This is a genomic window from Pseudomonas sp. FW300-N2A2, assembly GCF_017351735.1.
In the GTDB taxonomy this organism is placed as follows: Bacteria; Pseudomonadota; Gammaproteobacteria; order Pseudomonadales; family Pseudomonadaceae; genus Aquipseudomonas; species Aquipseudomonas migulae.
The window spans coordinates 21,942-35,525 of the sequence record NZ_JACNDU010000040.1 but is presented as its reverse complement, the minus strand read 5'-3'; the positions used below and the strand labels follow the sequence as shown (position 1 = coordinate 35,525).

Genomic DNA, 13,584 nt, shown 5'->3' with positions numbered 1-13,584 from the left:
CGCCGCCGAGGCGGCCTGAAAGCCGACCTGGCTCTTTGGTGCACGCGTTCCCTCATTCCGGATATGTACACCGATCCCCCTGTAGGAGCCGGCTTGCTGGCGATGGACGCCAACGATAACGCGGGGTGTCTGAATGAACGCGTCGCCTAGACGCTTTTCGCCGGCAAGCCGGCTCCTACAAGGGATCGTATTTATCCAAACACATCTGCATTTCCCCTGTAGGAGCCAGCTTGCTGGCGATGGACGTCAACGATAACGCAGGCTGTCTGAATGAACGCGTCGCCTAGACGCTTTTCGCCGGCAAGCCGGCTCCTACAGTGGATCGTATTTATCCAAATGCATATGCATTTCCCTTGTAGGAGCCAGCTTGCTGGCGATGGACGCCAACGATAACGCGGGTTGTCTGAATGAACACGTTGCCCAGACGCTTTTCGCCGGCAAGCCGGCTCCTACAGTTGATCGTATTTATCAAAATGCATATGCATTTCCCTTGTAGGAGCCAGCTTGCTGGCGATGGACGCCAACGATAACGCGGGTTGTCTGAATGAACACGTTGCCCAGACGCTTTTCGCCGGCAAGCCGGCTCCTACAGTGGATCGTATTTATCCAAACGCATATGCATTTCCCTTGTAGGAGCCAGCTTGCTGGCGATGGACGTCAGCGATAACGCGGGGTGTCTGAATGAACGCGTCGCCTAGACGTTTTTCGCCGGCAAGCCGGCTCCTACAGGGAATCGCGTTTGCTTTTGATTTTCACCACTCATCAGGCCGAGCGTTAGCTCGCCTTCAGCTTTTGATCTGAGCGCCCCCTCGCTCCGGGCCCACGGAGCAGGACCGGAGCGAGGGCATGCCGAGCACTAGCGAGGCACCGAACGAAAGGGGCAAGAGCCCTTGGTTACTTGGGGCTTTTCCAAGTGACTCGCCGTAAGGGCGAAACCGCCAGCCGCCATCACCAAAATAATGGATATACACCCAAGCAATTGCTGCCACCCCCCAGCACTTGAGACCTCGTTGTATTTCAAGCAAGGACGAATTGCCGCCGGCAGCTATTCTCTTGGCTAGCAGAGGACTCGTGGCGCTGGTGATCGCGCCGTTTGCCGCGCAACAAGCGCAAAAGAGTGGAAGGACACCACCATGAGCCACACTGATGGATACACGCGTCGACGAATACTCACGCTGGCTGCCGGTGCTTCGGCGGTGCTCACTTTCGATCCGGCCTTTGCAGCCACCGCGCCGTCGAAGGAAACAGGAGGCAAGAACATGCTGACCCGCGCCATTCCTTCCAGCAACGAGCCATTGCCCCTTGTCGGCGTGGGCACCTATCGCGGCTTTGATGTCGCACCTGCCGATCCGGCCTACAAAAACCTGCCCGCCGTTCTCAGCGCGTTATTTGAAAAGGGCGGCACGGTGATCGACAGCTCACCCATGTATGGCCGCGCCGAGCAGACCATCGGCGAACTGCTGTCGATCCACAAGCCGCGTTCACCCGCGTTCCTGGCCACCAAGGTGTGGACCCGTGGCCGCGAAGAAGGCATCGCGCAGATGGAGCAATCGTTCAAACTGCTGCAGACCGACCGGATCGACCTGATGCAGATCCATAACCTGCTGGACTGGAAAACCCATTTGCCTACATTGCGCAAGTGGAAGGAAGAAGGGCGGATTCGCTACATCGGCATCACCCATTACACCGCGTCGGCATATGAGGAAGTGGAAGCGGTGCTCAAAGCCGAGCCACTGGATTTCTTGCAGATCAACTATGCGCTGGACGATCGCGGGGTCGAGAAACGCATCCTGCCGCTGTGTCGCGAACGCGGCGTGGCGGTGATCTGCAACCGGCCATTTGGCGGCGGTGATTTGCTTGCCCGCTTGAAGGGCAAACCGCTGCCCGGCTGGGCCTCGCAAGTCGGCGTTACCAGTTGGGCACAATTGGCGCTCAAGTATTTGCTGGCGCATTCGGCAGTGACCTGCGTCATCCCCGGCACCGGCAATCCGCGTTACATGGCGGACAATGCCGGTGCCGGTTTCGGCCCGATGCTGACGGGGGCGCAACGCGAGCAGTTGATCGATGTGGTCGGATAACCGCAGGTGCCGTCAGTTTTTTTTCTTGATGAGTTTGTTGAGGTAGTACTTGAGGCTCAAGCGATCCTTGGGCCTTGGTTTGTAGTGGGTTTTGTTTCTTTGCGCAGGATCAGCCACCACGGTTGCTGCGGTGTAGTAGTACAGCGCGATGGACCGGCGTGTAATGTGTTCCGGCGTCGTCAGAGGCTCCGGGTGTCCATGATTGCTATCCTTGTCGGTGTTGAAAATGACACAGCGGTTGTAGATCGGCAGGACTTTCTTGAGGCACGTCTTCATCCCGACGTCCCATAGCTCCAGGTTGCCGCCGTACGCCTCCTGCCAATCCTGATTCAGGTAAATAATGGCATTCAGTCTGCGCTCGATATTCAACTTTTTGTTGAGCCGGAAGTCCGAGTGCACCCCCAGAAACCCACCCTTTTTCGTTTCGTGCAGTCCGCCGCCGGTAAAGTAAGGATCGGGAATCAAACCCTCGATACCTGTGAGTTTTTCAAGAAACTGCAACATGGGCGCCGAGTTGAAGGCGTTGAAAACCGTCTTCAAGTAGGGATCGCATTCGTTGGGGCTGACTTGCCGTTTGTGCTGACCCTTATAGCCGCGCTCATAGAGCATTTCGTTGTTGGTTGGCTCGACGGGAAAATGCGCGCAGATGCTCGCAATCAGGTCCTGCGGTAAAAAATCGTCAATGACGATGTGTGGGAAGGGGGTGGCTTGAGCATAAGTACTGGCTAGCGAGTGACCGAAAGTGCTGGCAGCGTTCTGGTCAAAATCCAGCTCCGGGGTGGTGACGATGGGGAGTGTCTGAGTGATCGGTGTCATTACCGCTCCAATAGTCTGTTCATAACAACCTGCGAGTGCTTCCTGCAAGAGGGGCGCGCTACTTGTGACGCGCTGCCGATACCTGGTTGTTGTCACCTTTCAAACGTTTAAGGATGTCGTTGTACATCTTCGTTCGTCTGTGAGTTGTCGCATAACCGCCAGCGGCCGCGACGGTGCCCGCTTGAATATGGTCGAGGTAGCTGAATATCTTGCGCGGGGACAACAGTTCAACAACATAGCCCAACTGGGTCATGCGGTCCTGGAGGGTATAACCGGGTACGCGCTCATCCATCAGGAAATGCATGCCGTGTTGCTTCATCAGCTTGCAGTTCCATAAGGTACAGAAGCTTTTCAAATAAACTTCCCTGTAGGGCTTTGGCTCTCTGGAACGTAGTCCCAAGGACAGTTTCAGGCGTCTGACGTGATGTTTTACCAGTCGTGAGCTAAAGCGCCAAAGGGTTCTGGTGGTGCCGCGGTTAAGTTGTTCTGTGCACCCGACGGCCACGACATTCGGGTTTTTAATGCACTTGTTCAACATCATTGAAAATACATTTTTGTCGAAAATAAACGTATCGGTGTGCAGCAGGAACAGAAAGTCGGTCTCAACCCGTTCCAGCACCAGGTCGAGTGCTTTGCCATGCGCGATATGACCATGCTCCGGCTCGGGAGCTTTTCGCTCGATCAGGTTGATCCAGTCCAGTGTGCGCAGATAGTCGGTGCTTTCATCGGCCGAGTCGTTATCAACCACCCAGACCGGAATGTTGCTGTCGCCCAGGTGCTGATGTAGCAGGTCGAGGCAAATCCGGGTTATTTCGATGGTTTTGTAGTTGACCAGGACAATGCTGAAGGGTGGTTTCTGTTGCGACAGAAAATCATTGTTATTCATGTGTGATGCACTCTTTAAAAACCTGGAAACAGCAATAAAAATTCAAGACCACTTATTGCTTGCGGCGCTAAGACAGGTATCGCCGGAACCAGTTTAGCGTTCTTTCCCAGGCAAGTTTGGCTGCGGCCTCATCGAATCGAGGCGTGGAATCGTTATGGAAACCGTGGTTGGCGCCGGGGTAGATGTAGGCTTCATAGGTTTTGCCGGCTGCTTTTAATGCCTGCTCGTAGGCGGGCCATCCTTCGTTGATGCGTGTGTCCAGTTCGCCAAAGTGAAGCATCACCGGCGCCTTGATCCGGGGGACATCCCTGGCGTCTGGTTGCCGTCCATAGAAGGACACGGCAGCCCCGAGTTCGGGATAGGCCACGGCAGCCGCGTTGGCGACGCCACCGCCATAGCAGAAGCCGGTGATGCCGACTTTTCCGGTGGTCGTATCGTGTTTCATCAGCCACTCGATCGCGGCGAAAAAGTCATTCATGAGCTTTTCAGGATCAACGGTCGCCTGGAGCTCCCGGCCTTTGTCGTCGTTGCCGGGATAACCGCCCACCGACGTCAGGCCATCGGGGGCGAGGGCGATGAACCCGGCCTTGGCCACGCGTCGGGCAACATCTTCGATGTAGGGGTTGAGCCCGCGGTTTTCATGCACGACGACCACGGCCGCCACTTTGCCGGTGGCTTTTGCCGGACGCACCCGATAGGCCCGAACCTGCCCGTGGCCCTTGGGCGAGGGGTAGGTGATGTACTTGGCGATGATGTCCGGGTCGGTAAACGCCACTTGTTCGGCCAAGGCATAATCGGGACTCAGGGCGGCGAGGAGCGCACTGGCGGTCAGGCCACCAAGGGTGAATAACGCCGCCCGGTCGAGAAACTCTCGCCGGTTGATCTTGCCGTGGGCGTAGTAGTCGTAGAGTTCGAGCAGCTCAGGGGCAAAGTCTTTCGCAGTAAGACGATTCATCTTTGCGCTTCCTTTGAAGTGGGCGGTTGCTCTGTCAGTTCGAAAAAGCGGCGACAACTATCAATTCTAGCCGCGCATAAAAAAAGAGACGTAAGTCTCTTTTTTGTTTCTTCTGATTACGTTCCTCGAGCACGGTTCACTTCAGGCATTGCGCCCCGGCGCTCGCCACTTGTGCATCCTGCTCGGCTTTTACGCCGGACACGCCAACCGCACCCACCACCTGACCGTCGACGATGATCGGCACACCGCCTTCCAGGGATGTCAGCAAGGGGGCCGACAAAAACGCGAAGCGCCCGCCGTTGACCATTTCTTCATAACCTTTGGACTCGCGCCGGCCCAGCGCCGAGGTGCGTGCCTTTTCGGTGGCGATGTACGCGCTGATGGGCGCGCAGCCGTCGAGGCGTTCGAGGGCGAGGGGGTGGCCGCCGTCGTCGACGATCGCGATGGTCACGGCCCATTGGTTATTTTGTGCTTCGGTGCGTGCGGCCGCGAGGATCCGGCTGACTTCGGTCTGGCTCAGGACGGCTTTGCTTTTCATGGGGAATCTCCGGTGATCGATGAGGGCAGCGCCGCGTCGAGCAGTTCGATCCAGTGCCGGACCGGGGTTCGGCCCGCGCCGTCGAGATGCGACTGACAGCCGATATTGGCGGTAACGATAACTTCAGGATGGCCACTTTCCAGTGCATTCAGTTTGTTGTCGCGCAGTTGCCGGGACAGTTCGGGTTGGGTGATCGAATAAGTGCCCGCCGACCCGCAGCACAAATGGCTGTCGGGCACAGGTGTGAGGTTGAAACCGAGGCGAGCAAGGAGCGCTTCCACCGCGCCGCCGAGCTTTTGCGCGTGCTGCAAAGTGCAGGGGCAATGGAAGGCCAAACGCTGATCGCCGTGGATGCCGAGTGTTTCCAGCGGTTCGTCGCGCAACACTTCCACCAGGTCCCTGGCCAGCGCGCTGACTCTTTTTGCCTTCTCGGCGTAGGCCGGATCGCGTTCGAGTAAATGGCCATAGTCCTTGATGAAGGCGCCACAGCCACTGGCGGTTTGCACGATGGCTTCCGCACCGTTCTCGATACTCGGCCACCACGCATCGATATTGCGACGAGCGCGGTCTAGGCCGGCTGCCTGAGCGTCGAGGTGATAATCCACCGCGCCGCAACACCCGGCTTCGCTGGACGGGGTGACACTGATACCCAGTCGATCCAGCACCCGCGCCGCCGCCGCATTGGTGTTGGGCGACAGGCTCGGCTGTACGCAGCCTTCGAGCATCAGCACCTGACGGGCATGGCGGGTGGTGGGGCGTGGCCGGGGGAGATAAACATGGCGAGGCAACTTTGCCTGCAAGGTGTTGGGCAGCAGTGCCCGAAAAACCTGACCGCTGTTGATCAGCGCTTTGAACAGTCCCGGATTTAGGACGACGCTGCGCAATCCCTCACGCAACAGGCGTTGGTCGATGGGGCGCGGCACCGCCGCATCGACCACCGCCCGGCCGATGTCGAGCAAGTTGTGATAATCGACTCCGGAAGGACAGGTGGTTTCGCAATTGCGGCATGACAGGCAGCGGTCCAGATGCTGTTGGGTTTTCTGCGTGACCTCGTTGCCTTCCAGCACCTGTTTGATCAGGTAGATGCGGCCCCGTGGTCCATCGAGTTCATCACCAAGTAATTGATAAGTCGGGCAGGTGGCATTGCAGAAACCGCAGTGCACGCAGGTGCGCAGGATGCTTTCGGCTTCTTCGGCGCGGGGCAGCTGCCGGGCGGTTTCGCTCAGGGTTGTCTGCATGGTTCAAAGCTCCGCGTACAAGCGTGCCGGGTTGAAAATGCCCCGTGGGTCGAGTTGTTGCTTGAGGCTGCGGTGGTAGCGCATCAACGCGGCAGGCAACGGCTGGAACGGGCTGTCGATCAGGCCATGGCTGTAGCAGGTCACATGGCCGCCGACCTCATCCACGACCTGGCGAATGAACGCCGCTTCGGCGTCAGACTTGAGCCAGCGCTGGGCGCCGCCCCAGTCGAGCAGTTGCCGGCCGGGCAGGGACAACCGCGGCGTGTTGTGCGGCACGGACAGGCGCCACAGTGGCTGGCCCTCGTCGAAGAAACTCAGTCGGTGCTCGTTGAGATCCGCCCAATACGAGGCGTCCAGCCGCTCACCGCCCAAACGGTCATGAGCCGCCGCCACCGAGCCTTCGCCGCCCTCAAGCCGCAAGTGCAGGCGTTGCCCGTCGTGGCACGCGGCACTGATCGGCAACGGCTGCTGGCCCCATTCCGCGAGGCGCAGCAAGGCACGATCGCTATCCATTTCCAGGCTGATGCTCAGGGTTTGCCGTGGTTTGGGCAGGACCTTGAGCGAGACTTCTGTGATCACCCCAAGGGAGCCGAAACTGCCGGCCATCAGGCGCGACAGGTCGTAACCGGCGACGTTTTTCATCACTTCGCCGCCAAAGCGCAAATGCTTGCCGTACCCGGTGATGACCCGTGTGCCGAGGACGAAATCGCGCACCGAGCCTGACCAGGGACGACGCGGTCCCGACAGGCCACTGGCGATCATCCCGCCGACGGTGGCATCGTCGCCAAAGGAAGGCGGCTCGCAGGGCAGCATCTGCTGCGCTTCATCCAGCACGTGCGCCAGTTCGGACAAGGGTGTGCCGCAGCGGGCGGTGATCACCAGTTCGGTCGGGTCGTAGCTGACGATGCCTCGGTGGCTGCGCGTGTCGAGTACTTCGCCCGCAACGATGCGCCCCAGAAACGCCTTGCTGTTGGAGCCCTGAATGCGCAGCGGCGTGGCGTTTTCCAGCGCTTGATTGACCTGCTCCAGCAGCACGCCGCTGTCATCGATATCGAGTTCGCTGCGCATCAGAATCGCTCCAGATCAGGGAAGGGCAACTGACCCAGGTGCACGTGCATGGCGCCAAATTCGGCGCAGCGGTGCAGCGTCGGAATGTTCTTGCCGGGGTTGAGCAAACCGCCGGGATCGAACGCGGCTTTGACGGCATGAAACAGCGTCAGCTCATCGGCGTTGAACTGCGCGCACATCTGATTGATCTTCTCGCGGCCCACGCCGTGCTCGCCGGTGATGCTGCCGCCGACTTTCACGCACAATTCGAGGATCTTGCCGCCCAGTGCTTCGGCGCGGTCGAGCTCTCCCGGTTGATTGGCGTCGAACAGAATCAATGGGTGCATGTTGCCGTCACCGGCGTGGAAAACGTTGGCGACGCGCAAGCCATACTCGGCGGACAACGCGGCAATGGCGCGCAGCACGCCGGGCAACTCGCGGCGCGGGATCGTTCCGTCCATGCAGTAATAATCCGGCGAGAGCCGACCCACCGCCGGAAAGGCATTCTTGCGTCCGGCCCAGAAACGCACGCGTTCGGCTTCATCCCTGGCCTGGCGCACTTCGGTGGCGCCAGCCTGTTCCAGCACCTGGCGCACGCGGTCGCAGTCATCGTGGACATCGGCTTCGACGCCATCGAGTTCGCACAGCAGGATGGCTTCGGCGTCCACGGGGTAGCCAGCGTGGATGAAGTCTTCAGCGGCACGGATCGCCAGGTTGTCCATCATTTCCAGACCGCCCGGAATGATGCCGGCGGCGATGATGTCACCTATTGCTCGCCCAGCTTTCTCGACGGAGTCGAACGCCGCCAGCAGCACCTTGGCGGACTGCGGTTTGGGCAGCAGTTTGACGGTGACCTCGGTGATCACCCCGAGCATGCCTTCGGAACCGGTGAACAGTGCCAGCAGGTCGAAGCCGGGTGAATCGAGGGCGTCGGAGCCCAATGTCAGGTGTTCGCCGTCCACGGTCAGGATGTCGACCTTGAGCAGGTTGTGCACGGTCAGGCCGTACTTCAGGCAATGCACGCCGCCAGCGTTTTCGGCGACGTTGCCGCCGATGGAACAGGCGATCTGTGAGGAAGGGTCGGGCGCGTAGTACAGGCCGAAGGGGGCTGCTGCCTGGGAAATAGCGAGGTTGCGTACGCCGGGCTGGACCCGTGCGGTGCGGGCGGCCGGGTCGATGTGCAGGATGTTGTTGAAGCGAGCCATGACCAGCAGCACGCCTTTTTCCAGCGGTAACGCGCCGCCGGACAAACCGGTGCCGGCGCCACGGGCGACCACCGGCACGTGCATTTCATGGCAGAGCCGGAGCACGCCTTGTACTTCGTCGAGATGGCGTGGCAGGACCACCAGCAGGGGCGTGGTGCGATAGGCCGAGAGTCCGTCGCATTCGTATGGCTTGAGTTCTTCTTGCTGATGCAGCACTTCCAGGGCCGGCAAACGGGTTTGCAGGGCTTGCAACAGTGCTGACTTGTTGACGTCGGGCAGCGCTCCGTCAACGCGTTCATCGTAGAGAATGTTCATTGTCGTTTTACGATACTCCGATCGTGTGTGTCCGGGCAGCGGGCTGTTTACTCAGGTTTTGTGTGTATATCCATTTTTTGGGTGATGGCTGGTATGGGTTTCGCCCTTACGGCGAGTCACTTTCGAAAAGCGCGAAAGTAACCAAAGCGCTCTTGCCCCTTTCGTTCGGTGCCTCGCTGTGGCTCGGCATGCCCTCGCTCCGGTCCTGCTCCGTGGGCCCGCCGCGATCGGCCATCCCTGGCCGTGCGCGGCTAACCCGGCATCCATGCCGGGTTGCCCACTGCGCAGAACCTGCGCTCGGCCTCTCGAGGGGGCGTGTACCTCAAGATCAAAAGCGGAAGGCGAGCTAACGCTCGGCCTGATGAGTGGTGGAAATCAAAAGCGTATGGGATTCCCTGTAGGAGCCGGCTTGCCGGCGAAAATCGTTTGGGCAACGCGTTCATTCAGACAGCCCTCGTTATCGTTGACGTCCATCGCCAGCAAGCTGGCTCCTACAAGGGAAATGCATGTGTGTTCGGAACATACACGATCAACTGTAGGAGCCGGCTTGCTGGCGATGGCGTCCGTTCAGTCAACAAACAGGTGTCTGACCCTCCGCCATCGCCAGCAAGCCGGCTCCTACAGGGGAATGTGCAAACATCGAAAATTAGTGCGGCAGCCACAGTGCGGGAGTGTGCACACGTCAGAAGAGCCAGGTCGGCTGGCAGGCCGCCTCGTTTTTGCTTTTGCGGTACACGCCCCCTCGAGAGGCCGAGTGGAGGTTCTGCGCAGTGGGCACCGCGGCAAGGATGCCGCGGTAGCCGCCCCCGGCCATGGATGGCCGATGGCGGCGGGCCCACGGAGCAGGACCGGAGCGAGGGCATGGCGAGCATTAGCGAGCCACCGAACGACAGGGGCAAGAGCCCTTGGTTACTTGGGGCTCTTCCAAGTGACTCGCTGTAAGAGCGAAACCGCCAGCCGCCATCACCGCAGAAACGGATATGCCCCCAGCGCTCAATGCCCACCCACCACCATATGACTAAACGGTGCCACATAAGCCTGCAACGTCACCAACCCCCCCACCAGAATCGCCAGAATGACGGAATGGAAGAACACATAACGCAGAATTTCCCCCTCATGCCCATACCAACGCGTAGCAGTGGAAGCCACCACGATCGACTGCGCATCGACCATCTTGCCCATGACCCCACCGGAACTGTTGGCAGCAGCCATCAACACCGGACTCAGCCCCAATTGCTCGGCCGTCACCCGCTGCAGCCCGCCGAACAACACGTTGGACGCCGTGTCCGACCCCGTCAGCGCCACACCGAGCCAGCCAAGCAGGGTGCCGAACATCGGATAAAAGATGCCCGTCGCAGCGAACGCCAGGCCCATGGTCGCGTCCAGCCCCGAATAGCGGGTGAGGAAGCCGAGCGCGAGCATCGCGACGATGGTAATCAGCGAGTAACGCACGACCCAGATCGTGCGCAGATAGTGTTTGACCAACTGCGGGATGGAGTAACCCATCAATAGCCCACCAAAGATCGCCGCCAGCAAGATGCCGCTGCCGGTGCTGGTCAGCCAGGTGAACTTGTAGACTGCGTCCTCGGTTTTAGGCGCAGGCACCACCGGTGGGACCTTTTCGATTTGCTGGTGGATCGTGCCGAAGGTGACGACCGGCGCAAAGATCGGGTTCGCTTCGCGCAGCGGTTTGCCTTGGGGGTCGAGCTTGGCCGAGTGGGTCACGGGATCAATCGCCGGGCGGGTATCGAACAGGTTTTTGAAGCCTTGGGTACCCCAGGCGAACACGAACACCGTGAGGATGATCCACGGCATCCACGCGCGCATGACCGCAGGCTTGGCATCGCTGGCGAAGGTCGCGCTGGCGATGGGTTTCTCGTCATGTTCTTCGGCTATTTTGGAGTTGTCGACGCGCCCGGACAGCGCGGCGGAGGTGTGCACGGTCGCGGGTTTCCACACCTTGAGAAAACCGGTGAGGCAGGCCATGGAAATCAGCGCGGCGATCACGTCCACCAGCATCGGCCCGTGATAGTTGGACACCAGGAACTGCGGCACGGCGAAACTGACCCCGGCGACCAGGATGGCCGGCCAGATTTCCAGCATCTTGCGCCACCCGGCAAAGGCCCAGATCAACCAGAACGGCACGATCACCGAGAAAAACGGCAATTGCCGGCCGACCATCATCGACAGTTCCATTTCGTCCAGGCCGGTCACTTTGGCCAGGGTAATGATCGGCGTGCCGAGAGCGCCGAACGCCACGGGCGCGGTGTTGGCGATCAACGCCAGACCCGACGCCGCCAGCGGCGAGAAGCCCAGGCCAATCAGAATCGCGCCGGTCACTGCCACGGGTGTGCCGAAACCGGCAGCCCCTTCGAAGAAGGCACCGAAGCAGAAGGCAATCAGCAGCAGTTGCAGGCGGCGATCGTCGGTAATGCGCGCCAGTGAGTCCTGCAGCACTTTGAATGAGCCGTTTTCGGTGGTCAGTCGGTGCAGGAAGATGATGTTCAGCACAATCCAGCCGATCGGCAGCAAGCCGTTGGCGGCGCCGTAAAGGGCGGCCGAGCCTGCCATGTTCGCCGGCATGCCGAAGGCGAAAATCGCGATGACCAGCGCCGAGGCGAGGGCGAGCAAGGCCGCCAGATGGGCCTTGATGTGGAAAAAGGCCAGGGCTGCGAGCATCACCACGACCGGCACAGCTGCCATGATGGTTGAAATGACCGGGTTGCCGAACGGATCGTAGATTTGCTGCCAGACCATGTTCCACCTCTGCTTTTTATTGTTGGGATTGCAGACCCCGAGGGGGCGGTGGCTTGTAGTATAGGTGGCATTACGCCGCTGTCTTGTGCCCCATAAATCACGCCTTTTGGCGGATGGGTCGAACTTGAAACAGGGATTGCAGATCGCCTTTACTGGATTCAATCACCCGGAGGAACGCGATGATGACTGAGCGCCACATGGTTCATACGGAAACGCTGTCGAACGATTGCAGCATCAAGGTCAAGGCCGAGATCCTGCGAGACGGTTCGTTGGGAATGTTCATCGGGGTATACCGACCCGATGGCTCGGCCATTGAGGAGAATGATCACCCGGCGTTGCATTTTCTCGACATGGAGGCCGCGATGGAGTGGGGGATCGAGAAAGCCAAGGATATCGGCAATGGCCAGCGGACGTTGTAGGGCCTGACTCCGGATGTGCGGTATGCCGGGCCCCGTGATAAAGGGGAGCTGACTGGCGGGCCTTGCCATAAAAAAGCCAAAAGAGTACAAATGTACTCCATGACGACTTTGACTCCCCGCCGTACTGCCATCCTGACGTTTATCCGTGATCGAATCGCGGAGCACGGCCAGTCCCCGAGCCTCGCTGAAATCAGCGAGGCCTTTGGTTTTGCCTCCCGCAGCGTGGCGCGCAAGCATGTGCTGGCGCTGACCGACGCCGGTTTTATCGAGGTCAATCCGCATCAGGCCCGAGGCATTCGTTTGCTCGGGCAACCAGCGCGCCCCGAGCTGCTGGACATTCCGGTCCTCGGCCGGGTGGCGGCGGGGGCGCCGATCGGTGCCGATGCCGAGGTGCACAGCCGCTTGCTGCTCGACCCGTCGATCTTCTCCCGGGTGCCGGATTACATGCTGCGGGTCCAGGGTGATTCGATGATCGAGGACGGCATCCTCGATGGCGACCTGGTGGGCGTGCATCGCAACCCCGAAGCGCTCAATGGCCAGATCGTCGTGGCGCGGCTTGACGGCGAAGTCACCATCAAGCGGTTCGAGCGGGTCGGCGATGCGGTGCGCCTGTTGCCGCGCAACCCGGCCTATAAGCCGATCATCGTCGAGGCCGATCAGGACCTGGCCATCGAAGGGGTGTTCTGCGGTCTGGTGAGGCAAGGGTGATGGGCGCCGTCGTTGCGCTGGACACGCTGTTCAATGGCGGCCAGGTCTGGAAGGGCCGGCCTGCGCCACCAACGGTCAGCCCGCAACCCACCGGGCATGTGGCGCTGGATGCGGCGTTGCCCACTGGCGGCTGGCCGGAAGCGGCGCTGACCGAAATCCTCCTGGCCGGGCAGGGCGTCGGCGAGTTGCAACTGGTGTGGCCGGCGCTGGCGCGGTTGTCGGCGGCGGGTGAGCGCATCGTGCTGGTGGCGCCACCGTACGTGCCGTATCCGCAAGCCTGGCAGAACGCCGGGGTTGATCTGCGCCAGTTGTCGATCATCCAGGCCAGCGAGCGTGATGCGCTGTGGGCGGCGGAACAATGCCTGCGTTCGGGCAGTTGCGGCGCAGTGCTGTGCTGGCCGCACAAGGCGGATGACCGCGCCTTGCGGCGCTTGCAGGTGGCGGCGGAAACCGGCTCGACCCTGGCATTCGCCTACCGCTCGATCCATGAAGCGATCAACCCGTCACCGGCCGCGCTGCGCATCGCCATCGATGCCAGGCCTGCGCAATTGCGCGTGCTCAAGTGCCGGGGCGGGTTGGCCCGCTCGGCGCCGATTGCCTTCCCTGTGGGGCATTGAGGTTG

At 60.4% G+C, this 13,584-nt stretch carries 12 protein-coding genes; 4 read left to right on the top strand and 8 right to left on the bottom strand.

Annotated elements, in window-relative coordinates:
* The first annotated feature begins 1,133 nt into the window (after nucleotides 1-1,133).
* Complete coding sequence (locus J4E42_RS27355; RefSeq protein WP_008043900.1) at nucleotides 1,134-2,078, top strand: aldo/keto reductase; 945 nt, start codon at nucleotides 1,134-1,136, stop codon at nucleotides 2,076-2,078.
* 12 nt (nucleotides 2,079-2,090) lie between these two features.
* Here the strand turns inward: J4E42_RS27355 and J4E42_RS27350 are convergent, their stop codons facing one another.
* The 8 genes from J4E42_RS27350 to J4E42_RS27315 form a co-directional block, all read right to left on the bottom strand.
* Nucleotides 2,091-2,894: a 2OG-Fe(II) oxygenase gene (locus J4E42_RS27350; RefSeq protein ID WP_008043901.1), complete on the bottom strand. Its 804-nt coding sequence runs from the start codon at nucleotides 2,892-2,894 to the stop codon at nucleotides 2,091-2,093.
* A 58-nt stretch (nucleotides 2,895-2,952) separates the two neighbouring features.
* The gene (locus J4E42_RS27345; protein ID WP_008034047.1) at nucleotides 2,953-3,780 is read right to left on the bottom strand and encodes a glycosyltransferase; all 828 of its coding nucleotides are present in this window, start codon (nucleotides 3,778-3,780) and stop codon (nucleotides 2,953-2,955) included.
* 67 nt (nucleotides 3,781-3,847) lie between these two features.
* Nucleotides 3,848-4,735, bottom strand: a complete 888-nt coding sequence (gene yghX, locus J4E42_RS27340; RefSeq protein WP_207286610.1) for a YghX family hydrolase — start codon at nucleotides 4,733-4,735, stop codon at nucleotides 3,848-3,850.
* A 136-nt stretch (nucleotides 4,736-4,871) separates the two neighbouring features.
* Nucleotides 4,872-5,273: a heme-binding protein gene (locus tag J4E42_RS27335; RefSeq protein ID WP_207286609.1), complete on the bottom strand. Its 402-nt coding sequence runs from the start codon at nucleotides 5,271-5,273 to the stop codon at nucleotides 4,872-4,874.
* Entirely contained in the window at nucleotides 5,270-6,511 is a 1,242-nt protein-coding gene (gene glcF / locus J4E42_RS27330) for a glycolate oxidase subunit GlcF (RefSeq protein ID WP_207286608.1), read from the bottom strand. Before glcF ends, J4E42_RS27335 begins: the two co-directional genes overlap by 4 nt.
* 3 nt (nucleotides 6,512-6,514) lie before the next feature.
* Nucleotides 6,515-7,579 (bottom strand): glycolate oxidase subunit GlcE, encoded by a 1,065-nt coding sequence (gene glcE, locus J4E42_RS27325; RefSeq protein ID WP_207286607.1) that lies wholly within the window; start codon nucleotides 7,577-7,579, stop codon nucleotides 6,515-6,517.
* Nucleotides 7,579-9,078 carry a glycolate oxidase subunit GlcD gene (gene glcD, locus J4E42_RS27320; protein ID WP_207286606.1) on the bottom strand — a complete coding sequence of 500 codons (1,500 nt, stop codon included), beginning with the start codon at nucleotides 9,076-9,078 and terminating at the stop codon, nucleotides 7,579-7,581. Before glcD ends, glcE begins: the two co-directional genes overlap by 1 nt.
* 993 nt (nucleotides 9,079-10,071) lie before the next feature.
* Entirely contained in the window at nucleotides 10,072-11,835 is a 1,764-nt protein-coding gene (locus J4E42_RS27315; RefSeq protein WP_008042563.1) for an L-lactate permease, read from the bottom strand.
* A gap of 182 nt (nucleotides 11,836-12,017) precedes the next feature.
* Here J4E42_RS27315 and J4E42_RS27310 point away from each other — a divergent pair, with 182 nt between their 5' ends.
* From J4E42_RS27310 to imuA, 3 genes are all read left to right on the top strand, one after another.
* Nucleotides 12,018-12,254 carry a hypothetical protein gene (locus tag J4E42_RS27310; protein WP_032832733.1) on the top strand — a complete coding sequence of 79 codons (237 nt, stop codon included), beginning with the start codon at nucleotides 12,018-12,020 and terminating at the stop codon, nucleotides 12,252-12,254.
* A 90-nt stretch (nucleotides 12,255-12,344) separates the two neighbouring features.
* Nucleotides 12,345-12,962 (top strand): transcriptional repressor LexA, encoded by a 618-nt coding sequence (lexA, locus tag J4E42_RS27305; protein WP_008042565.1) that lies wholly within the window; start codon nucleotides 12,345-12,347, stop codon nucleotides 12,960-12,962.
* The gene (gene imuA / locus J4E42_RS27300; protein WP_192227399.1) at nucleotides 12,962-13,579 is read left to right on the top strand and encodes a translesion DNA synthesis-associated protein ImuA; all 618 of its coding nucleotides are present in this window, start codon (nucleotides 12,962-12,964) and stop codon (nucleotides 13,577-13,579) included. The genes lexA and imuA overlap by 1 nt, the downstream gene beginning before the upstream one ends.
* Nucleotides 13,580-13,584: the final 5 nt, after the last annotated feature.